General features: G+C 71.9%; 19 protein-coding genes and 4 pseudogenes. 14 read left to right on the top strand and 9 right to left on the bottom strand.

Annotation, left to right across the window (positions count from 1 at the left end; genetic code table 11):
* Positions 1-69: 69 nt before the first annotated feature.
* A complete protein-coding gene (locus OV079_RS46045; protein ID WP_267776308.1) occupies positions 70-450 on the bottom strand; it encodes a hypothetical protein in 381 nt (126 codons plus the stop codon).
* A gap of 248 nt (positions 451-698) precedes the next feature.
* Here OV079_RS46045 and OV079_RS46050 point away from each other — a divergent pair, with 248 nt between their 5' ends.
* From OV079_RS46050 to OV079_RS46065, 4 genes are all read left to right on the top strand, one after another.
* Positions 699-2,081, top strand: coding sequence for an HTTM domain-containing protein (locus OV079_RS46050; RefSeq protein WP_267776310.1), 1,383 nt, complete (start codon positions 699-701; stop codon positions 2,079-2,081).
* Between the two features lie 120 nt (positions 2,082-2,201).
* Complete coding sequence (locus tag OV079_RS46055) at positions 2,202-3,032, top strand: metal-dependent hydrolase (RefSeq protein WP_267776311.1); 831 nt, start codon at positions 2,202-2,204, stop codon at positions 3,030-3,032.
* Positions 3,033-3,340: 308 nt separating this feature from the next.
* Complete coding sequence (locus OV079_RS46060) at positions 3,341-3,715, top strand: hypothetical protein (RefSeq protein WP_267776312.1); 375 nt, start codon at positions 3,341-3,343, stop codon at positions 3,713-3,715.
* Between the two features lie 297 nt (positions 3,716-4,012).
* Entirely contained in the window at positions 4,013-5,242 is a 1,230-nt protein-coding gene (locus OV079_RS46065; RefSeq protein ID WP_267776313.1) for a leucine-rich repeat domain-containing protein, read from the top strand.
* 53 nt (positions 5,243-5,295) lie between these two features.
* On the opposite strand, the gene yedA is transcribed toward OV079_RS46065, so the two are convergent.
* Positions 5,296-6,222 carry a drug/metabolite exporter YedA gene (gene yedA, locus OV079_RS46070; RefSeq protein ID WP_420829589.1) on the bottom strand — a complete coding sequence of 309 codons (927 nt, stop codon included), beginning with the start codon at positions 6,220-6,222 and terminating at the stop codon, positions 5,296-5,298.
* A gap of 881 nt (positions 6,223-7,103) precedes the next feature.
* On the opposite strand from yedA, the gene OV079_RS46075 reads away from it, so the two are divergent.
* The 4 genes and pseudogenes from OV079_RS46075 to OV079_RS46085 all read left to right on the top strand — a co-directional run bounded on the left by OV079_RS46075 (position 7,104) and on the right by OV079_RS46085 (position 9,851).
* The gene (locus OV079_RS46075) at positions 7,104-7,745 is read left to right on the top strand and encodes a reverse transcriptase domain-containing protein (RefSeq protein WP_267776316.1); all 642 of its coding nucleotides are present in this window, start codon (positions 7,104-7,106) and stop codon (positions 7,743-7,745) included.
* On the top strand, positions 7,661-8,290 hold the full coding sequence (locus OV079_RS46080) for a group II intron maturase-specific domain-containing protein (protein ID WP_267778803.1): 630 nt from the start codon (positions 7,661-7,663) through the stop codon (positions 8,288-8,290). Before OV079_RS46075 ends, OV079_RS46080 begins: the two co-directional genes overlap by 85 nt.
* 116 nt (positions 8,291-8,406) lie before the next feature.
* Positions 8,407-8,556: pseudogene (locus tag OV079_RS55135) on the top strand (GntR family transcriptional regulator); the annotation flags it as partial.
* Positions 8,557-8,834: 278 nt separating this feature from the next.
* Positions 8,835-9,851, top strand: coding sequence for an aminotransferase-like domain-containing protein (locus OV079_RS46085; protein WP_338089012.1), 1,017 nt, complete (start codon positions 8,835-8,837; stop codon positions 9,849-9,851).
* A gap of 198 nt (positions 9,852-10,049) precedes the next feature.
* On the opposite strand, the gene OV079_RS46090 is transcribed toward OV079_RS46085, so the two are convergent.
* The 4 genes and pseudogenes from OV079_RS46090 to OV079_RS59710 form a co-directional block, all read right to left on the bottom strand.
* Positions 10,050-10,988, bottom strand: coding sequence for a WD40 repeat domain-containing protein (locus OV079_RS46090; RefSeq protein WP_267776317.1), 939 nt, complete (start codon positions 10,986-10,988; stop codon positions 10,050-10,052).
* Positions 10,989-11,034: 46 nt separating this feature from the next.
* A complete protein-coding gene (locus OV079_RS46095; protein ID WP_267776318.1) occupies positions 11,035-11,655 on the bottom strand; it encodes a hypothetical protein in 621 nt (206 codons plus the stop codon).
* Positions 11,656-11,676: 21 nt separating this feature from the next.
* Positions 11,677-12,183: pseudogene (locus OV079_RS59705) on the bottom strand (acyl-CoA dehydrogenase family protein); the annotation flags it as partial.
* Positions 12,105-12,377, bottom strand: a pseudogene (locus tag OV079_RS59710) (acyl-CoA dehydrogenase family protein); the annotation flags it as partial. The pseudogenes OV079_RS59705 and OV079_RS59710, both read right to left, overlap by 79 nt.
* A gap of 737 nt (positions 12,378-13,114) precedes the next feature.
* On the opposite strand from OV079_RS59710, the gene OV079_RS46105 reads away from it, so the two are divergent.
* Positions 13,115-13,306, top strand: a complete 192-nt coding sequence (locus tag OV079_RS46105; protein ID WP_267776321.1) for a hypothetical protein — start codon at positions 13,115-13,117, stop codon at positions 13,304-13,306.
* 315 nt (positions 13,307-13,621) lie between these two features.
* Positions 13,622-13,669 (top strand): annotated as a pseudogene (locus OV079_RS59715) (hypothetical protein); the annotation flags it as partial.
* A 371-nt stretch (positions 13,670-14,040) separates the two neighbouring features.
* Here the strand turns inward: OV079_RS59715 and OV079_RS46115 are convergent.
* On the bottom strand, positions 14,041-14,469 hold the full coding sequence (locus tag OV079_RS46115) for a hypothetical protein (protein ID WP_267778901.1): 429 nt from the start codon (positions 14,467-14,469) through the stop codon (positions 14,041-14,043).
* 428 nt (positions 14,470-14,897) lie between these two features.
* Here OV079_RS46115 and OV079_RS46120 point away from each other — a divergent pair, with 428 nt between their 5' ends.
* Positions 14,898-15,080, top strand: coding sequence for a hypothetical protein (locus OV079_RS46120; RefSeq protein WP_267776322.1), 183 nt, complete (start codon positions 14,898-14,900; stop codon positions 15,078-15,080).
* A 51-nt stretch (positions 15,081-15,131) separates the two neighbouring features.
* Positions 15,132-15,914, top strand: coding sequence for a hypothetical protein (locus OV079_RS46125; protein WP_267776323.1), 783 nt, complete (start codon positions 15,132-15,134; stop codon positions 15,912-15,914).
* Between the two features lie 298 nt (positions 15,915-16,212).
* Here OV079_RS46125 and OV079_RS46130 read toward each other — a convergent pair whose 3' ends face one another.
* The gene (locus OV079_RS46130) at positions 16,213-16,950 is read right to left on the bottom strand and encodes a TerB family tellurite resistance protein (protein ID WP_267776325.1); all 738 of its coding nucleotides are present in this window, start codon (positions 16,948-16,950) and stop codon (positions 16,213-16,215) included.
* Positions 16,951-17,216: 266 nt separating this feature from the next.
* On the opposite strand from OV079_RS46130, the gene OV079_RS46135 reads away from it, so the two are divergent.
* Both OV079_RS46135 and OV079_RS46140 read left to right on the top strand, forming a co-directional pair.
* The gene (locus tag OV079_RS46135; RefSeq protein WP_267776327.1) at positions 17,217-17,999 is read left to right on the top strand and encodes a hypothetical protein; all 783 of its coding nucleotides are present in this window, start codon (positions 17,217-17,219) and stop codon (positions 17,997-17,999) included.
* Between the two features lie 328 nt (positions 18,000-18,327).
* Entirely contained in the window at positions 18,328-18,825 is a 498-nt protein-coding gene (locus tag OV079_RS46140) for a CAP domain-containing protein (protein WP_267776329.1), read from the top strand.
* Positions 18,826-18,850: 25 nt separating this feature from the next.
* Here OV079_RS46140 and OV079_RS46145 read toward each other — a convergent pair whose 3' ends face one another.
* Positions 18,851-19,687 (bottom strand): OPT/YSL family transporter, encoded by an 837-nt coding sequence (locus OV079_RS46145; RefSeq protein ID WP_267776330.1) that lies wholly within the window; start codon positions 19,685-19,687, stop codon positions 18,851-18,853.
* Between the last annotated feature and the right edge of the window lie 13 nt (positions 19,688-19,700).

A 19,700-nucleotide genomic window follows, 5' to 3' on the forward strand; every position in this document is an offset into this window, starting at 1 on the left:
GACGCGGCGACGGCCGGCCGCGCCCGCGACGTGTCCGTCGCAGCGGCGCGGTCGGCCGGCCGCCGGGGCTCACCAGTGGCGGCGACGACCCCAGCCGTCGTCGTCGTGGCGACGGCGACGACCCCAGCCGTCGTCGTCGTGGCGGCGGCGGCCCCAGCCGTCGTCGTCGTGGCGACGTCGACCCCAGCCGTCGTCGTCGTGGCGACGGCGCCGTTCGTCGTCGCGGCTGACCTCCTCGTCGGCGTCCGCCTCCGCGTCGACGTCTTTCAGCTCGTCGACCGCTTGGTCGTCGACGTCGATCGACTCCGGCTCCTCCTCGTCGGGCGACTCGACGGCCAGCTCGCGCTCGTCGATCGCCCCCGCCTCGTCACACGCGCTCGTCACGAACGCGGTGGCGAGCGCCAAGATACTCGTATGAATCCAGGTGTACTCGGTGATTCTCATTCGCATGTCACTCCTCCTGCACGCCATTGACCGGTGGCCTGACAGGTACGCGTCTATGCGTCGGGTCGAGGGGGACATCAAGCGAGCTCAGTCGCGAATCATGGCACCCGGCGAGCGGCCATTCACCGGACGTCCGCTCGCGTGCCGGCCCCGCCGGGGCGCACGCACGCGGGCGCATCGCGGCCGCGCGGGCGCGTGCACGGGCGCGGGGCGGGCGGACTGCATCGCCGGCGATCGGCGCTATGCCGCCGGCCATGCCAACCACCGCTGCAACGCTCGACGCACCGCGCGCCTCGCTGGCGCGCCGGCTGTTCGCCACCGTCGACATCGCCTCGCTGGCGTGCTTCCGCGTCCTGTTCGGCCTCCTCATGTTCATCGAGGTGTGGGGCGACCTGGCCGAGATCGGCGAGTTCTACGTGGCGCCGGAGTTCCACTTCACGTTCTACGGGCTGGAGTGGGTGCGGCCGCTCGCCGGCGACGGCATGTACGTGGTGTTCGGCGTGCTCGGCCTGGCGGCGCTGTGCGTCACGATCGGCCTGTGCTACCGCCTGGCCGCCGCGGTGTTCTTCGTCGGCATCTCGTACGTGTTCTTGCTCGAGCAGGCGCTGTACCTCAATCACATCTATCTGATCGCGCTGATCAGCTTCCTGATGATCTTCGTCCCGGCCCACCGCGCGCTGGCGGTCGACGCGTGGCTGCGGCCGCAGCTGCGCGCCGACTCGGCCCCGGCGTGGTCGCTGTGGCTGGTGCGGGCGCAGGTCGGGATCCCGTACTTCTACGCGGGGCTGGCCAAGCTGAACCCCGACTGGCTGCGCGGCGAGCCGATGCGGATGTGGCTGACGCACGGCGAGGAGCCGGCGGTCGCCGGGTGGCTGCTGCGCGAGTGGTGGGCCCCATACTTCTTCAGCTACGGCGGCCTGGTGTTCGACCTGCTGGTGGTGCCGGCGCTGCTGTGGCGACGCACCCGCGCGCTCGCGTACGTGCTGGCGCTGTGCTTCCACCTGATCAACGCGGCGGTGTTCTCGATCGGCATCTTCCCGTGGGTGATGATCGCGGCGACGACGATCTTCTTCGAGCCCGACTGGCCGCGTCGCCTGCGGAACCGCGTGGCGGCGTTCGTCGGCGCGCCGCCGTCGCCGGCGCCGATCCTGGCGGGGCCGCCGGCGCGGCTCGTGCGCTCGCAAGAGGCCACGCTCGCGGCCCTGGCGATCTACGTCGGCTGGCAGCTGCTGTTCCCGCTGCGCCACTGGCTGTACCCCGGCGACGTCGCCTGGACCGAGGAGGGCCACAAGTTCGCGTGGCGCATGAAGCTGCGCGCCAAGGACGGCTACGTCCGCTTCTTCGCCACCGACCCCGAGCTCGGCGAGACGTGGAAGATCGACCTGACCGGGCGCCTGCGCGGGTGGCAGCGCCAGGAGATGGGCGGCCGGCCGGAGATGATCCTGCAGTACGCCCGCTTCCTCGCCGACGACCTGCGCGCCCGCGGCCACGCGGCGATCGAGGTCCGCGTGGTCGCGCTGGTGTCGCTCAACGGGCGCACGCCGCAGCCGCTCGTCGACCCGACCGTCGACCTGGCGCGCGTCGAGCCGTCGCTGTGGCCGAGCCCGTGGATCCTCCACGACTTCGTCGATCGGTGAAGGGGCGATTTCGCAAATCGAGCCGGCAGACGACGCGGAACAAGGGTCTCAGGGGCATTTTGAAGATCTATTGACTTTGATTCAATAGGCGATAGGCTCGGGGAACAGAGGAGGTTCTCGATGCCACACGCCCCCGCCGACCTGGGACCCATCAAGCCGCGTGCGCTGGACTTCGACCTCGACGACATGCCGCGCTACTGGATGGCGGGGCTGCCGGTGTCGACGGCCATCGGCAACGCGCTGCACCTGATCTTCCCGATGGGCGAGCGCTTCTTCGTCCGCGCGGTCCGCCACTACATGAGCGAGATCGAGGACCCGACCCTGCGCGAGCAGATCCGCGGGTTCTTCGGCCAGGAAGGTCGCCACGCGCACGAGCACGAGCGCGTGTTCGAGACGCTGCGCGGCCAGGGCTACGACATCGACACGTTCCTCCGCGTGTACAAGCGGGTCGCGTTCGACTTCATCGAGCGCATCAGCCCGCCGGCGCTGCGGCTGTCGGTGACGGCGGCGCTCGAGCACTACACCGCGATCATGGCGGAGGGGGCGCTGGCGAGCGAGGGCACGCTCGAGATGGTGCACCCGAAGATGCAGCGGCTGCTCCGCTGGCACGCGGCCGAGGAGATCGAGCACAAGGCTGTGGCCTTCGACGTGCTGAAGCAGGTAAGGCCGAGCTACGCGCTGCGGATGGCCGGGATGGCGCTGGCGACGACGCTGCTCGGGGCGTTCTGGTTCGCCGGCGCGACGATGCTGCTGCGCCAGGAGAAAGGCCTGGGGCTGCGCGAGATCGGCAGGCAGCTGCGGGCGACGCAGCGGCGCGAGCCGATCATCCGCCGGGTGTTCCTCCGCGGGCTGCGCGAGTACCTGCGCCCGAGCTTCCACCCGTGGGACAACGACAACCTCGAGCTGGCCCGCCGCAGCTTCCAGATGCTGGCGGACGAGGCGGCGGCCTGACCGCCCCGACTGCGTGAGCAGCGACCTGGCCGTCGGGACAGGTCGCACGCACGCGCGACCCCGTGGGGGCGGCGTGACCGCCCGGGATAGCAGTGATGGCCTGTCCTTCGGGACATGTAGCACCCTCGCGCGGCAGCGCGCCGAGACCCTCGCCACGGCGACCCCGCACCCTCCAGGACAGGTGGCGCGCCTCCGCTCGCGGGCGCTCGGGCAGCGGCCGTTCGTCGTTCGCGGCGGGCGGCGCCGGCCGTCGCTTGACGCTCACGCGGTCCCGGTCCACAGCCCGCGATCGCGGGAGGGTCGGGCCCATGGCGCAGAACAACTTCACGGTCGACGCGAGGACGCACAGCATCTCGGGCGGGACGGGGCTCGACACCGGGATCGCGCTTTCGCCGGGGCAGCTGCTGACGGTCCACGTCGACCCCGACGAGACGTGGAGCGCGGGCGCGGCCGACCGCACCTCGAACGCGAACGGCCTCGGCAACCCGCTGGGCGGCGACTACGGGCTGTTCGGCCGCGGCGCCCAGTCGTTCCTGTACGGCGCGCTGGTCGGCAGCCTCGATGGCGGCGCCACGTTCTTCGGCGTCGGCACCCACCTGAGCATGACGATCCTGACCGAGGGCACGCTCAGCTTTTTTACTGGGACTCGAACCACGAGGACAACTCGGGCCAGCTTCGCGTGAGCGTCCAGGTCTACGACGGGCCGCGGAGCTGAAATCGTTGCGATGAAGGACGTTCTGGGGGTCATGTCCGATCGGGCATGATGTCGTGGACATGCATGGAGCCGTCCGCGCGCGCCCGTCCGCCGGGCACGCTGAGCCCGCCCCCGGTCTGTGCGACGATGTCGATCGCGGCGTCGGGTGAGGGCGGGCTCGTCGCGCCTCGTCGCCGGCTAGGGCTCGATCCGTCCTGACCCTTCGGTCAGGTCGTGCCCCTGCGGTCGGTTGACACCCGCGGCCCGGGGTCCCTATCGTGGCGGCATGATGCGCTTGACTCGGAGATCGAGCTTCCTGATCGTCTGGGGCGCGCTGCTGTGCGCCGGCTGCCCCGACCAGAACGGCGACACCGATGGAGCGTCCACGGCCGACAGCGGCGAATCGCCGACCGACGCGACCGCGTCGAGCACGTCGCCGACCGCCAGCACCGGTCCGACCACGACGACGGACCCGGGCACGAGCACGGGGCCGACGACCACCGGGAGCGCGACGACCTCCAGCGATTCGACGACCGCTGATTCGACGACCGGCGACTCGACGACGACCTCGGGCGGGCCGGTCGACTGCACGGTGGTGGAGTTCCCCGACGCCGGGCTGGAGTTCCGGATCCGCGAGCTCCTGCACCAGCCCGAGGGGCCGCTGCTGGGGGCCGACGTGGCCACGATCGAAGAGCTGTTTCCCATCGTCAATCCGGTCGTCGACCTCACCGGGCTCGAGTGCGCCTCGGGCCTGCGTATCCTCGAGCTCCATGGGCATGACGTCGCCGACCTCGGGCCGCTCGCGGGTTTGGAGAAGCTCGAGTGGCTCAACGTGGCCGTGACTCAGGTCGTCGACCTGGGACCGCTCGCGGGGCTCGCGTCTTTGCACAGCCTGAACGTCTCCGCCACGGACGTCGCCGACCTGGGGCCGCTCGCCGGGCTGGGCGCGCTCGAGACCCTCGACATCAGCAATACCAAGGTGAACACGCTGGCGCCGCTGGCGGGCCTGACCGGGCTGCGGCAGCTGATCGCTTACGGCGCCGAATTCCTCGATGTGGAGCCGCTGGTCGGGCTGACCGGGCTGGTGAAGCTGAACATCGCCGAGACGGCGGTGACCGACCTCGGCCCGCTGGCGGGGACGCAGGCGCTCGAGTTCCTGGTCATCGATCACACCGACATCGCCGACCTCGGGCCGCTCACGGGCCTGCCGATCCGCTTCCTGAACGCCGAGAGCGCGCTGATCTCCGACCTCACGCCGGTCGCGAGCTTTCCCACGCCGATCATCATGATCCTGTCCGACAACCAGATCGTCGAGGCCGACCCGCTGATCGGGTCGGGCTGGGATGCGAGCGACAACCCCGACCAGTGCCTCGAGGTGCTCCTGACCGGTAACCCGCTGTCGACCGACGCGCTCGCGGCCGCGCTGCCGGCGTTCTGCGCCGCCACCGGGGCGTGGGTGTGGGCCGACGGGCTGATGGATTGCCCGGGCGCCAGCCCCTGCGTCATCCCGCCGTGACGGCTGGAATATCCTTCGCGCATGTCCGGATGGACATGCGCGGAGAGACAGGCTCAGCGCTTGCCGCCGAGGCCGATCACGACCACGCCGGACAGGATCACCGCGGTCGCCAGCCAGGTGATCGGGCCGACCGATTCGCCGGCCAGGGCGGCGCCGAGGACGATGGCGACCACCGGGTTGACGTAGGCGTAGCTGTTGGCGACGGCCGGGCGGGTGCGGCGCAGCAGGTAGCCGTAGGCGGTGAAGCCGATCAGCGAGCCGCTGACGACCAGGTGGGCCACGGCGGCCAGCGACCTGGCCGAAGGGACAGTCGGTGCCTCGCCGAGCAGCATGGCGACGAGGGCCATCATCAGGCCGCCGGCCAGCATCTGGGTGGCCGCGCCCATCGGTCCGGGCGGCAGCGGGCGGGTGCGCCCGAGCACGACGCCGAGGGCCCAGCACACCGGCGCGAGCAGGACCAGCAGCGCGCCGAAGCCGGCGCCGGCCAGCTCGCCGCCCAGTTGCAGGACGGCGACGCCGAGGAAGCCGAGGCCGAGGCCCAGCCACTCGCGCGTGGTCGGCGGCTGCCCGGCGGCGCGCCCGAACAGGGCCGCCCACAGCGGCATGGTCCCGACCACCAGCGCGACCAGGCCGGAGCTGACCCACTGCTCGCCGAGCACCACGAAGCCGTTGCCGGCCACGAACAGCAGCGCGCCGGTGAGGAACGAGGTGCGCCACTCGGCCGCCGTCGGCCGCCGGACCCCGAGCAGGCGCAGCGCCGCGTAGAGCCCGCCGCCGGCGATCAAGAACCGCGCGGCCCCGAGAGAGAACGGCGGGATCGTCTCGAGGGCGACGCGGATCGCCAGGTAGGTCGAGCCCCACAGGAAGTACACCGCGAGCATCGCCGCGACGATCAGCAGCGGGGCCTCGCGCGCGCCGGGCGGACCGCGGTCGCGGCGGCGGCCCGATCCCAGGCGATCCGCACGGGCGGGGCGATCCAGACGCCGGAAGGGGAAGCCATGCCCGAAGCATGGGCCGGCCGACCCGACCGTAACAGATGCAGAAACGCCACGATCGTACCGGTACAGTCCCAGCTCGCTGCAACTGTACCGGTGGCGCGTCCCCCGGGCTGTGCTGGTCCCACCCCTCGCGTCGAGGTAGGCTGGTGTCATGGTGCGTCCTGAAGACGAGGGCGAGCAGGACCCCGAAGGGGGCGGCTCGGCCGCGTCATGCTGCACCGTTCCAGCGGGTGAGAGTCCCGCCCGGGTAGGCGCCGGAGCGCCCGGTAGCAGGCCCCAGGCGCGAGGAGAGATTCTCGCGGCCCGAGCGGGGCGTCAAAAGCCTCTACGGAGGGAGCAAGAACGCGGGCCGCAACATGAAGTGAAGCCTGCAGCCTCGACAGAGAAACAATGGAGGAGCCGAGCCGCTCATGTCACGGCGAAGGCCACGTCCACCGCGCAGTCATCCGGATCAGAAAGCGCGGTGGGTCCTCCCGGGTACGGGGCGCAGCACGCGTTCAAGGAGCGATGCGGAACAGGAGAGGCCCGTCTGCACGGCCCGTGTCGGGGCGAGGCGACTCGTATAAGCCGAAGGCGAAGTCGAGCGCTGTGCAGCGGGAGTCCGAGGGGGTCGTAGTACCGGCGATGGCGGCGCAGAACAACGCCGCCGGAGGGAAGGGCCCCTGGGGTGGTCGTGTCGGAGAAGAAGGTAAGCGCGAGGGCATGGCCTGCAGGACAGGTCCCAACAACCCCACGCGGCGCAGGCCGCGTGACAAAGTGCGAGAACTTCGACGCCGACTGTGGGCCGCGGCCAAGCGGCATCCGGGTCGCCGCTTCCATGCGCTGTACGACCGCATCTTCAGGCGTGACGTCCTGAGGGAAGCATGGAGGCGGGTGAAGAGGAACAGGGCTCGGCGGGCGTCGACAGACAGACGCTGGCCGAGGTGGAGGAGTACGGCGTCGATCGCTTCCTCGAAGAGATCGCCGACGAACTCAAGGGCGGGACGTACCGGCCGAGCGCGGTCATGCGGCGGTACATCCCGAAGGCGGACGGGAAGAAGCGGCCGCTGGGGATCCCGACAGTCCGGGACCGAGTGGTGCAGATGGCGGCGAAGCTGGTGCTGGAGCCGATATTCGAGGCGGACTTCCTTCCGTGCTCGTACGGCTTCCGGCCGAAGCGCAGTGCGACGCAGGCGCTCGAGCGCTTGCGCGTGCTGGGAGCGCGCGGTGGGAACCACGTGCTCGACGCCGACATCCGCGACTACTTCGGCAGCATCGATCACGAGCGACTGATGAAGCTCGTGGCGATGCGAATCTCGGATCGCAGGGTCCTCAAGCTGGTGCGGCAGTGGCTCGAAGCCGGTGTGATGGAGGACAGCGAAGTGACGGCGATGCTCCGGGGACACCCCAGGGCGGCGTCATCTCACCGCTGCTGTCGAACATCTACCTCGGCGTCCTCGACAAGCTGTGGCAGCGACGACACGCCCACCTGGGCGAGCTCGTGCGCTACTGCGACGACTTCGTGATCCTGTGCAGGACCGCGAAGGCGTGCGAGGAGGCCGAGGTCAGGGTCCGCGAGATCCTGCGACGGCTCAAGCTGGAGCTGCATCCCGAAAAGACGAGGCGCGTCGAGCTGAGCCGGGGACGGCAAGGCTTCGACTTCCTCGGCTGTCACCTGCGCAAGCGCATGTCCGGGCCGATCTGGGAGAAGGAGCATCGCAGGGTGTACTTCCTCCAGCGCTGGCCTTCGCAGCGCAGCATGACGCGGGTTCGGCACCGCGTGAAGGAGCTAACTGGCTCGAACCGCAACGGGGTCAAAGATGTCCGGGTGCTCATCCGCGACATCAACCCCGTGCTGCACGGCTGGGGTAACTACTTCCGCACCGGGAACGCCGCCGCGAAATTCAATCAGATCGACACGTACGTATGGCGCCGGCTCACGCACTTCATGGTGCGGCGCCATGGCCGACACCTGCGAGCCAACGACGTCGAAGGTTGGACAAGCGACTTCTTCCATGACCACGGGCTCCACCGACTACGTGGGACCGTGCAGTACCCGGAGGCCGCGTAATGCGACGGCCCGAGAGACCACCGGTAAGCCGTGTGCGGGAAATTCGCATGCACGGTTTGAACGGGGGTCTTGCCCAACTTCTCCGCCTCATGCGGAAAGGAAAGTAGGATCTACCAATGGACGCGCAGGCGTTGCTCTACGAGCGGGTGGCCGCCCACGTGGCGGGGCTGATCGAGCGCGGGGCCCTGCGCCCGGGCGACCGCGTGCCGTCGGTGCGGCGCCTGAGCAAGCAGCAGGGCGTCAGCGTGTCGACGGTGATCCAGGCCTACCAGCACCTCGAGGGCAGCGGCCTCATCGAGGCGCGGCCGCAGTCGGGCCACTACGTGCGCCGCCGCTGCGCCGCGCTGCCCGAGCCGCGGGCGCCGCGGACGTCGACCACCGCCTCGAAGGTGTCGGTGGCGAGCCTGGTGGCCAAGGTCTACGGGGCCACCCGCGACCCGCACATCGTGCCGTTCGGGGCGGCCACGCCGAGCCCGAGCTGCTGCCGACCGACCGCCTCAACGCCACCCTGGCGCGGATCGCCCGCGCCTCCGGGGCCGTCGGCGTGTCGTACGACCCGCCGCCGGGCTGCCCCGCGCTGCGGCGACAGATCGCCCGCCGCGCGGTCGAACGCGGCTGCACCGTCACCGCCGACGACGTGGTCACGACCGTGGGCGCGATGGAGGCGCTGGGCCTGTGCCTGCGCGTGGTGGCCCAGCCGGGCGACACGGTGGCGATCGAGAGCCCGCTGTACTTCGGCCTGCTGCAGCTGATCGAGGGCCTGCGGATCCGGGCGCTCGAGATCCCGTGCCAGCCGAGCACCGGGATGGACCTCGACGCGCTCGAGGAGGCGATCGCGCTGCACAAGATCAAGGCGGTGCTGACCCTGCCGGTGGTCAGCCAGCCGCTCGGGGCGTCGATGAGCGACGCGGCCAAGCAGCGCCTGGTCGAGATGCTGGCGCGCCGCGACATCCCGCTGATCGAGGACGACATCTACGGCGAGCTGTACTTCGGCCAGGCGATGCCGCGCCCGGCCAAGGCGTTCGACGAGGCCGGCCTGGTGATGCTGTGCTCGTCGTTCACCAAGACGCTGGCGCCCGGCTACCGCGTCGGCTACGTGATGCCCGGCCGGTTCCGCGACCAGGTCGAGCAGCTCAAGTTCGCCAACAGCGTGGCGACGCCGACGCTGCCGCAGCTGGCGATCGCCGACTTCGTCGAGAACGGCGGCTACGAGCACCACCTGCGGGCGATGCGGCGCAAGCTGCAGGCCCAGGTCGAGCAGGTCAGCGCCGCGATCGCCGAGCACTTCCCCGCCGGCACCCGGGTGTCGTGCCCGGCCGGCGGCTTCGTGCTGCGGGTCGAGCTGCCGCCCGGGACGTCGGCGCTCGAGCTGCACGCCCGCGCCCTGGCCCACAGCATCAGCATCGCGCCCGGGCCGATCTTCTCGGCCAAGCCGCGGTTCGCCAACTGCATCCGCATGAGCTGCGGCTACCCGTGGTCCGACCTGCTGGCCCACGCGGTCCGCACGCTCGGCCGGCTCGCCCGCGAGGTCGCCGAGCGACCCGGGCCCGAGCTCGGTTGAGTCGAATTCTTTAAAAATGAAGGTGCGCGAAAGGGCATGTCTCGAGGGGCATGTGCGAGAGGACAGGGGGAGCCTGCTCGCGGACATGGCGGCTGCCGACGGCAGCCTGAGTACAGGGGGAGGCGCATGGGCAGGCGAGAGCTGGATCGGTCTGCTGCCTGCATTATGGGTCATGTTCCGAGGGGCATGTCCTAAAGATTATGTTCGAGCGAACATGTAGAGCTTGCTCGCGGCGGCGCGGGTGGCGACGGCCAGGCGGGCGCCGTCGGGCGTCAGCGCCACGGCGAGGCCGGTGGCCGACCCCTCGGGACGGAAGCTGAACGGCTCGCCGTCGTCGCCCAGGGCGGCCGCGCGGACGCGCAGGCGGTTGTCGGGGTCGCGGGCGACCGCGGCGACGGGGCTGCCGCCTCCCGCGACGACGAGCTCCTCGGGCAGGCGCTCGCCCCACAGCGCGCGCAGGCCGAGCGGGCGCGCGGCCCAGGTGCCCCACTCGAGCAGCACGACGTCGCCGAGGTCGTCGCTGACCGCGACGAGGCCGCGCGGGGCGGCGCGCACGGGGCTGTAGACGAACACCGACGGGAGCGGCTGCGGCGGCGTCGGCTGCAGGTTTCCGCCGCCGGGCTCGAGGTCGATCGTCTGCAAGAACAGCGGGCTCGAGACGCGGCTGGTGAACCACAGCTGGGCGCTGTCGGGGCGGAAGCCGAGGTCGACGAGCGCGCTCGCCCGGACCGTCGCGCGCCGGGTCGGGTTCGGGTCGCCGACGTACCACAGCTCGAGCACGTCGAGGTGCTTGTGCAGGGCCAGCCAGCGGCCGTCGGGGGCCGCGGCGATCCGCGTGAGGCCCTTCTTCTCGCCCTCGATCGCCAGGGTCGGCTTGCCGGGGCCGGCCTCGCCGAGCTCGTGGCGGTGGACGGTCTTGCCGGCCACGAACAGCGCGCCGTCACCGGCGAAGGCGAGGTCGTTGCGGATGAAGCGGGGCGCCGGCACGGGCGCGAGGTCCTGGCTCCGCAGCAGGCGCACGTTGTTGTTCTTGTCGCTCGTGAGCAGCGCCAGCCGCTCGCCGTCGGGGGAGAATTGCAGCTGGCCGATCGCGGTGTCGGTCGCCAGCTCGCGCTCGAGTCGATAGGACAGCGTCATCGTCGCGGCGGCGAAGCTACCACGAGGCGGCGACGGCCGAGCGCGGTCAGGGCACCTGCGCCCGCACCCACGCGCGGGCGCCGGGGCGGGCGGCGGTGCGGGCGGCGACGAGGGTGCGCTCGACCTCGGACATGTCCCCGGGGACAGGAAGTCCCGCGGCCGCGGCGACCTCCAGCAGGCGAGCGCGAGCGCGCAGGCCGAGGCCGGCGAGGGCGCCGACGAGGATGTCCGGAGAGACAGCCTGTCCCGAAGACCAGGTGGTCGCGCCGACGGCGGCCCGGCGCGCGGGGTCGGCCAGCTTGACCGCCGCGAACGCGCACTCGAGCCAGGCGAGCGCCTCGGCGAGGGCGAAGCGGACGCCCTGGTCGTTCCAGGCCTTGTGCCCGCGCAGGCCGCGGCCGAGGGCGACGAGGGCGTCGGCGAGGGCGACGAAAGCGGTGAAACCGACGCCGCCGTCGATCGCGTCGAGGGCGCGCGCGTGGGCCGGGAGGTCGAGGTGGCGCACGGGCGCTCGCGCGTCGCCGAGAGCCGCCAGCGGGCGCGCGGGCGCGGCGAACATGGCAGCCACGCGCGGCAACGTCGGCTCGACGTCGTCGCGGACCTTGACGATCTGCGGCAGGCGCAGGCTCAGGTCGGTCAGCATCAAGTGGCTGGTGCCGTCGAACACGCCGTAGAGGGTGACGTCGCGGACGAACTTCTCGTAGGGCCGATCGGCCAGCAGCGCGCGGCTCGAGACGACCCGCCGACCCTGCTCGACCGCCTCCTCGGCCAGAGCGCAGCAGGCCAGCTTGGCCGCGGCGGTGTAGATGGCGGCGCCGATGCCGAGGGCGTTGGCGGCGACCGCCGCCTTGACCGCCATCGCCGCGGTGACGAGGTCGAGCTCGGCGTGGGCGACCAGGTGATCGGCGATCGCGTCGAGGCCGACGATCGGCGCGCCGTAGACGTCGCGGGTGTGCGCGTAGGCGAGCGCCAGCGCGAGCGCCCCGAGGCGCTGCCGGACGCGAGCCCGCTGATCCCGCCGCGCGACAGGGTGAGGGTGCGCTGGACCAGGCTGAAGCCGTCGCCGAGCTTGCCGACGAGGCTGTCCTCGGGGACATGTGTGCCGTGGAACCGGACGCCGGCGATGTCGGCCGCGCGCGCCGGCAAGGTCGACCAGCGCGGCAGGGCCTCGACGCTGTCGTCGCGGTCGACGCAGAACACCGAGAAGTCGCCGAACGCGACCGCGCCGCCGCGGGCGGTCCGCATCAGCGCGACCAGGACGTCGTGGTGGGTGGCGCCGTTGATGAGGTGCTTCTCGCCGCTCAGGCGATAGCCGCCGTCGGGATGCGGCGCGGCGGCGGCCTCGTTGCGCAGCAGGTTCGAGCCGTGATCGAGCTCGGTCAGCAGCATCGCCGCGAACGCGCCGTCGTTGATTTTCTTGAGAATCTGAGCGCGCAGCTCGGGGCCGGCGCCGAGGTGGACGGGCAGCAGCGCCAGGGCGTTGACGCCGAGGGTGATCGCCAGCGAGCCGTCGACGGCCGCGGCGATCGCGTTGAGACCGCAGAGGTGGAACACCTCGGCCTCGTCGGTGTACAGCCGGGCGACGCCGATCCGCCGCAGCGCCGCGACGACCTCGGCGGGGTAGGTGCCGGCCCGCTGACCCTCGTGCAGCGCGGCCTGGATGTCGGGCGCGGCCAGCAGCTTGGCGACCCCGGCGACGACCGGGTGACGCAACACGTCGACAGGGCAGAGACGGGTCCAGACGGGCAGGCCGGGCACGCGCGGAGCTTCGCACGTCCGCGCCCGCGCGGGGCCTCGCCCGGGCGTGAGACCACGCGGGCCAGGCGCGAAAGGATTGCGAAGGCAGCGGGGCGCGTCCCTCCGCGAGTACAGGGGCCGGGTGCCGGTCGCCGCCGGCCGGCGCGAAGCCGAAGCAGGCCCGTCGCGTGGCGTGGAATGCCCGCACCCGCGTCACGCGTTGCCGGAGGGTGCGCGCGCTCGCTCGTCGCCGGTGTCCGGGTGCCGGCTTTAACATGGTTATTCGGACATGTTTTTAAAGACATGGCGACTTCTGGGCGCTGGCCGCCAAGATCGCCGCGCTCGGCGACGGCCTCTACATCATCGGCCTCGCCAATCACATCGGCTTCGTGGTGGTCGAGCGCGCCGAGGTCCGCCTGGTCCACGCGTCGTACACCGGCGAGCAGGTGGTGACCGACGAACCACTGGCGTCGGCGCAGGCGATCGCCGACTCGCGGCCCAAGGGCTACTTCGTCACGCCGGTGATGCACGACGACCGCCTCGCCGATCTGTGGCTGCGCGGCGTCCCGGTCCCGCTGTGACGCGCGGGCTTCGGACCGCGATCGGACCCCGTCCGCGGGCTCGACCGCCGCGGACGCCGACAATGTGACGCCGCGGAACCGCGGTGCTAGGTTGCGCGCGATGCTCCGCCGCGCCGCGCTCCTCCTCCTCGCGCTGACCGCCTGTCGCCCCACGGCCGAGCCGGCAGTGGTCAGCGCGCCCGACGCGGCGCCGGGGCTCGACGAGGCGGCGATCCGGGCGATCGTCGAAGATCCAGCCAGGCCCGCGGCGGAGCGGAGCTCGACCCGGGGCGCAAGCCGGAGGACCTGCTGCGGTTTTTGGCCCTGCGTCCGGGGATGCGGCTCGCCGACCTCGGGGCCGGGCGCGGCTACACGACCTTCTTGCTGGCCCGCGCGGTCGGGCCCGACGGGGTGGTCTACGCCCAGAACAACAAGTTCGTGACCGACCGCTCTGGAGCCGGCCTGGACCGAGCGGCTGAAGACGCCGGAGCTGCGCAACGTGGTCCGCGTCGATCGCGAGTTCGACGACCTGCTGCCGCCCGAGGCCCGCGACCTCGACGGCGTGATCAACGTGCTCTTCTATCACGACACCTACTGGATGGGCACCGACCGGGCCCGCATGAACCAGGCGATCTTCGCGGCGCTGCGCCCCGGCGGCTTCTACGTGCTCGTCGATCACAGCGCGCGCCGGGACCGGCGCCGGCGAGGCCGAGTCGCTCCACCGCGTCGAGGAGTCGACGGTGGTCGAGGAGGTGCTACAGGCGGGCTTCGAGCGCGCGGGGTCGGCGGAATTTCTCCGCAACCCGGACGACCCGCGCGACTGGAACGCGGCGCCGTCGGCTGCGGCGGCGGCGGGGAAGCGCGGCACGGCCGACCGCTTCGTGGTGCGCTTCGTGAAACCCGCGAACCTCTGAGCCCGGCAGCGCGCGCGGCCCGTGGACCCGCATCCAGGTCTGGCCCCAGGCCCGCTCGACCTCGCGGTCGTGCAGCCGGTCGCGCCGCCGCTCGAGCGCCTCGCCCAGCGGCGCCACCAGCAGCAGCGGCAACAGGAGCATGGCCACGAGCGCCTCCATCCCGTCCAGTGTGACCCCGCCGTCGCCGCCCGGCCACCCGCCGGCGTGACGCGGTCGGCTCGGCGCGGCCACGCGCCGGGCGCTGCTGCGCAGACATGGCGTGAAGGACATGTCACAAGGGTCATGCCCTGAGAGACACCTGACGCGCCGCGCCAGTGTCCGCCGGCACGGCCGCGTCCGCTGGCCGCGCCGGGGCCGCCGCGCGGGGTCCTTGACAGCTCGATGTCGTCGGTCACGGTTGTGTTCGGAGGACGCGCCATGGCTCTACCCAAGCCGCTCATGGACTCGCTGCTGTCGCAATACCGCGGCGAGTTGTCCGCGATCGAAGCTTACGACCGCGCGCTGCAGAAGTTCGCCGGCCAGGCGGAGGAGGCCGAGCTGTTGCGGCTGCGAGAGGACCACCTCGGGGCGGTGCGCCGGCTCGGCGCGATCATCCGCCAGCACGGCGGCGTCGAGCCGGAGAGCTCCGGCGCGTGGGGCTCGCTGACGACCGGCCTCGAGCGTCTGGCCTCGATCGTCAACGACGAGGTCCGCTGCGCGTGCTGCACCGCGGCGAGACGGTCGGCTACGAGGGCTACGCCAAGCTCCTGTCCGACCCGACGCTGGAGGACGACGTGGTGCAGGAGCTCCAGGTCCTGCTCGACCGCTCCCAGGACCACCTGACCCGCCTGGAGACGATGCTCGAGCAGTTGCCCGCCGCGCCCAATCGCCCGATGATCTGATCGGGTGGACGCGAGCGGTCGCCCAGTCTATCGTGAGTGCATGCACTTACGATGGATTGGGTTGTCTTCCTCGCCCTCGCCCTCGGCTGTCTGCTCCCCGCGTGTGTCGTGCAAAAGGCCGACACCGGCGGCTCCGAGCAGACGACGACGGAACCTTCGGGCCCGGCCGCCAGCGCGACCGAGTCGGGGAGCAGCGAGGGCACGGGGCCCAGCGTCCCGCCGAGCACGGGCGAGGCCACGAGCATGGGCGAGACCACGGGCACCACGGCGGAGCCGCTCACCACCACCGCGGACTCGCAGAGCTCGACCAGCGGCGGGGTCCAGCACATGGTCTGCGAGGTCCCGTTCCCCGAGCCGGCGCCTCCGCTGCCGCCGATCAACTTCGGCCCCGACGCGCGGCCCCGGTTCGACGACTGGACCGACCTCGACTGCGGCAGTTTGACTGCGGTGGCCTGCGGCCGACCCGAGGACCCGCCGTGCAACGGGATCTGCCTGCGCGGCACGGCCGAGGGCCCGGGCGTGTGCACCTTCGCCGACATCGACATCTGGTGCGACGGGGAGGGTGAGGCGATCGGCTACGGCGAGGGCACCTGCTGGGCCTGCTCGCCGTCCGAGGCGCGCGCGCTGGCCTGCTGCGAGTTCCCCGAGGGCTTCGATTGCCGCGATTGGCCGTACCCGAGCGACGGCCCGCCCGGGAGCATCTGCGCCCGTCACGAAGACTGCGAGCCCGGGCTGGTGTGCGGCGCGCACCGGGGCGAGGGCTACGGGATCTGCCAGTGCCCCGGCCTCGTCGCGGAAGACGTGGCGCCGCCGCAGAGCTGCTTCCAGCAGTGAACGAAGGCGCCTGTCCGCAAGGACAGGCGTGCAAGCCGCGAGCGAGACGCCTGTCCCAGGAGACAGGCGGGACGAAGCCCGGCCGCGCGGGGCTCGGCGGTGGAGCTGTCCAAACGGACAGGCTCTCGCGCCGGCCGACGTCCGAGAAAACTGTCCGCAAGGACAGGCGCTCTCGGCAGAGGACTACGTCCCCGTCGGCGAGCGCGCTGGCCGGGGCGCAAAAGCTGCCCGCGAGGACAGGCGCCTCTTCGCGGAGGAGAACGTCCGCCGGCGGATTGTCCCTGGGGTGCGGGCGGCGTCAGCCGAGGATCACGCGGGCGACGTCCTCGGGGACGGCCATGCGCGCGGCGAGGGCGAGGAACAGCGGGCGGCCGAAGGCGGCGTGGTTGCTGCCGCGGATCTGGCGAGCGATCTCCTCGAGCGCCCGACCGCGGCGCTCGGGCTCGGCGAGCTGCAGGGCGCCGCCGAGCTCGTCGAGGGTGGGGGCCTGGTCGAGCAGACGCAGGGCCCGCTGGCGGCGCGGCTCGCTGAGCGGCAGGCGGGCCAGGAGGGCGCGGAACTCGGCCCGGCCGTCCTCGTCGATCGCCTGCATCGGATCGCGCGCCGCATCGGCGCGGCGGTGCAGCATCATCGCCGCGAACGCGGCCACGTACTGCGCCAGCTTGCCTGCCTCCGCCGTCCACGCCTTGCGCCACGTCGTCAGCGGCTCGCGGTCGACGCCGAGCAGCTCGCCGACGCGGCCGAGCACCTCCGCCTCCTCCGCGCTGCCCTCGCCGTCGACCAGCGCGATCGACCAGGCGCTGCGCAAGATGTCCGCCGCGCGATCGGCCGGCAGCCGCGGCAGCCCGCGGGCGTACTCCCACAGCGCCCCCGCGTCGGCGACCCGATCGATCCACGCGTCCTGCTCCTCGGCGGGCAGCTGCGCGTGCGCCAGCGCCAGGATCCGCGTCGCCTCGCCGCCCTTGAGCACGCCGTCGGCCAGCGCGACGAGGCCGGCCGAGGTCAGAGTCCACGCTTGTTCGTCGGTGAGCGCCACGCGCCCACGTTAGCCAGCTTCGGCCGGGACGTCACCCGGCTCGTGCGACCCGCGGCCGCGACACGATCGCCCCCTGCGCGCGCGACCCAACATCATATCCGTCTTTGCCCGCGGATGAGAAGTGGTTTCGAGCACGAGGGGGCGCGCGGCACTTACTGAGCTGCGATCTGTGACGGGTGGGGACTGGAGGGGACTGAAGATGACGGAAGGGGACTTGTGGGGACACGGCGGGCTCGGGTATGGTGAGCGGAGAGCGAGGCCAAGCCATGGACTTCAGGCAGCGGACGCGACACGAGATCACCCGCGACGTCCGGATCACCGCCGCGGGGTTCGCCCAGGAGCTCGTCAAGACCGCGGTCGCGTCGCTGCAGCGCGCGGCGGTCAGCGACAGCGATCCCGACGTAGCGCGGCTCTTCGACGAGGTCGACGCGCTCGTCGACCGCTTCCGCAGTCATCACCGCGAGCTCAGCAACGCGCGGGTGCTGCGGCGCGGCAATCAGTTGGCGCGGCCGCCGGAGCCCGGCGTGCCGGAGCCGGCGCGGCCGTTCTCCTACGTCGGCCCCTACTTCGGGGCCTACAGCGACTTCGACGCGTTCGCCCGCGGCGCGCTCGGCTTCACCGGCCGCGTCCACCCGCGCACCGACATGGCGGGGATCGGCCTCGACATGCACCTGCAGCGGCACTTCTGGACCGTCGAGCGCGAGGGCACGCTGTACGCCTTCCGCCTCGGCGACGAGGACGGCGAGGGCGAGGCGCAGCAGGCCGAGCGGGTGCGCCGGCTCCTGCGCGCCCGCTTCGGCGACGACGGCATCGACGAGGCGCTCCCGGTCTACGCCGGCAAGTTCGCCAGCATCCCCGAGTTCGTCCGCGACTTCCTGTGGAAGCTGCCCTTTCCGACCTGGCTCTTGATTCATGTCGACGTGACCACCCTCGGCTACGAGTGGAGCGTCGACCGATCGATCTTCACCCTCGCGGCCGGCGAGGGCAAGATGCACGTGTTCATCCGCCGCGACCCGCTGTCACACTGGCGCTATCGCCTGCCCGTGTGACGGCGGAGCGGATCGATCTGCCGCGGTCGTCGACCGCCCCCGGGCGCCGGCGGTCATCGTCGAGCGCGTTGCAGGCGCTCGGCCCGCGGCCTGGCGTGGGCCGAGCGCCGTTCGTCGCGCGACGGTCGACCTCGCGCGAGGCCGCGGCGCCCCGGGGAGGCGACGGACGTCGCCGGGCTTCGCTCGTGTTCGCCGGTCGCGGCGGGCGCTCGAGCCACGCTCGCTCCTCATGTCCACCCGTATCCGTCCTCGTCATCGGTCCGCCGCGCGCCCCGCCGGCCTCCTCGTCGCCGGCCTGTCGGCGCTCGCAGCGGCTTGCTTTCCAGACATGTCCTCGGAGACATATGGTGATTCATCCGCGATCGAGCTGGCGATCGTGCCGCGGTCCGACCCCGAGCCCGGTCGCCTCGCCGGGATCACCGCGGCGCACAACGCCGTGCGCGCCGAGCTGAACATCGCGCCGCTGACCTGGTCGCCGCAGGTCGCAGCGTTCGCTCAGGCGTGGGCCGACAAGCTGGCCGAGCAGGGCTGCGTGATGCAGCACCGGCCGTACGAGGGGCCCGACGCGCAGAAGTACGGCGAGAACATCTTCAGCAGCTGGGGCTACGCGCCGAGCGCCGTGGACGTGGTCGCCGACTGGGCCTCGGAGGCCGCGGACTACAACGCGATCACCGACACCTGCAGCGGCGTGTGCGGCCACTACACGCAGGTCGTGTGGGCCGCCAGCGAACGCCTCGGCTGCGGCATGGCCAGCTGCGGCGACAAGGAGGTGTGGGTCTGCAACTACGACCCGCCCGGCAACATCTGGGGCGAGCGCCCCTATTGACGCTCGCCGCGGCGCGGCGCGCCCGTCAGCGGCGCGCCACCGTCACCAGCCCGAAGACGAGCAGGCCGAACGGGATCAGCGACCCGATGTCGCCGAGCTCGGCGGTCTCCCCGAAGTTGATCGCGTGCTGCACCGACGGCGCGAGCGCCAGCAGGGCCAGACCGATGCCCGCGATCGCCCCGCCGGCGATGAGGCCGCTCGACATCAGCACGCCGGGGCTCGACTCGGCCTCCAGCTCGCTCTCGGCGGCCAGGCCGGCCTCGGAGCGCCGGCGCTGGCGGGCGCGGTCGGCGAAGTGACGCACGAGGCCGCCGACGAAGATCGGCGCGCTGGCGGCGATGGGCAGGTACACGCCGACGGCGAACGGCAGCGCGCTGACGCTGGCCAGCTCGAGCGTCACCGCGATCATCACCCCGAGGATGACGAGCACCCACGGCAGCTGCTGGGTGAGGATGCCGTCGGTGATGAGCGCCATCAGGCTCGCCTTGGGCGCGTCGTACTTGACCACCGGCGTGTCGTCGTCGCGCTTCTTGACCCGACCGTTGATGCCCGGGTCGACCAGGTACTTGATCTTGCCCGTCTCGTCGACCAGGTACTTGCCGGCCGGGATGCCGTCGCGCGGCTTGGGCAGTTGCAGCACGCGGTAGGTGGCCGAGTCGTTCAGCGCCTCGGGCCCGCGCAGCGGCTCGGCCGGGCCGAGCGGCACGTCGGCGGGCGCGTGCACCCCGGCGGCCTCGTGCTTCAGCGTGTAGACGGTGCTGGCGTTGTTGAGCAGCAGCAGCGTGAAGCCGATCACCAGCGCCGAGGTGGCCGCGCCGAGGATCATCGTGATCTGCTGCCGCCGCGGGGTCGCGCCGATCAAAGAGCCGGTCTTC

It is taken from the genome of Nannocystis pusilla, from assembly GCF_026626665.1.
In the GTDB taxonomy this organism is placed as follows: Bacteria; Myxococcota_A; Polyangia; order Nannocystales; family Nannocystaceae; genus Nannocystis; species Nannocystis pusilla.